The following is a 1,598-nucleotide window of genomic DNA, read 5'->3' on the forward strand; positions in this document are numbered from 1 at the left end:
TATCATAAAGAATAAAACAGTGTTTGATTTAGTTTTAAAGACTGGCTTAAAACATTGAAAGTAAAACCCCCAAAGAGGGGGGCGTGTATTATATTGAATCTATTATTCTGTTGAATGTTTCACTTGGTCTCATTGCTTTTTCAGCTTTTTCATCATCAGGATGATACCATCCACCAACATCAGCTGGTTTTCCTTCAGCAGCTTTAATTTCATCAAGAATTTTTTGCTCGTTTTCTTTAAGCTCTGCATAAACCTTTGAGAATATTTCAGCAAGTTCTTTGTCTTCAGTTTGATTTGCAAGTTCTTCAGCCCAGTAAAGAGCAAGATAGAAGTGAGAACCTCTTGTATCTAATTCTCCAACTTTTCTTTTTGGAGTTTTGTCATACTCAAGATATTTTCCAACAGCTCTATCAAGAGTATCCGCAAGGAGTAAAAGTCTTGGGTTTTCTTCATTGTGTAAGGCTTTAACTTGTTTGTATGCATGTCTTAAAGATTCCACAAATGCAAGGAATTCACCTAATGAATCCCATCTTAAATGTCCTTCTTTTAAGAACTGTTCAACGTGTCTTGGAGCTGACCCACCAGCACCAGTTTCAAATAAACCTCCTCCTGCTATAAGAGGGACTATAGATAACGACCTTGCAGAAGTACCAACTTCTATGATTGGGAAAAGGTCCGTTAAATAGTCTCTTAAAATATTTCCAGTTACTGAGATTGTATCTTCACCATTTCTAAATCTTGCAAGGGTAAATTTCATAGCATCAGCAGGAGCTTTTATATACCACTCAACATCAGACAGGTCATATTTAGTAAGCTCTTCTTTAACTATCTGTATAAGATTTCTATCGTGGGCTCTGTACTCGTCAAGCCAGAATACTGCCGGCAAACCAGACTCCTTTGCTCTGTTTACAGCAAGTTTAATCCAGTCTCTTATTGCAAGGTCTTTAGTTATACAGCTTCTCCAGATATCTCCCTCTTTTACACAGTGTTCAATTAAAACATTTCCTTCTTCATCAACAACTTTCATCTTTCCATCTGCTGGAGGGAAGAAAGTTTTATCGTGAGAACCGTACTCTTCAGCACCCATAGCCATAAGTCCTACATTTTGAACAGTTCCAATCTTAGTTGGGTCAAACTGTCCTCTTGCTTTTATATCCTCAACGATTTCTTTATACATAGTTGCATAAGACCTGTCAGGGATAGAGAGAACTACATCATCAACTTCTCCAGATGGTCCCCATCCTTTTAACCCGTTTTTAATTACAGCAGGTACAGAAGCATCAATAATTACATCGTTAGGCATATGAAGATTGGTAATACCCTGGTCTGAGTCAACCATGTACATTCTTGGTCTTTCTTGATATATTTCTTCTATTGTTTTTTGTACAGCATTTTTTTCATCTTCAGGAAGTGTTTCTAATTTTTTTTCAAGCTCAGCAAGTCCTGATTCAGGTTTCCATCCTAATTTTTCTAAAGTATCGCCGTGTTTTTCAAAAAGTTTTGCGTAATAAACCCTAATAGCATCTCCAAAAATAACAGGGTCAGAAACTCTCATCATTGTAGCTTTTACGTGAAGTGAGAAAAGAATATCTTCATCT

The 1,598-nt window shown here is 36.6% G+C and carries 1 protein-coding gene; it reads right to left on the reverse strand.

The window, feature by feature from the left end:
• Positions 1–88: 88 nt before the first annotated feature.
• The coding region (locus HG1285_RS02220) for an NADP-dependent isocitrate dehydrogenase (protein WP_008289182.1) at positions 89–1,598 on the reverse strand (1,510 nt) is incomplete at its 5' end.

The sequence above is a fragment of the Hydrogenivirga sp. 128-5-R1-1 genome, from assembly GCF_000171895.1.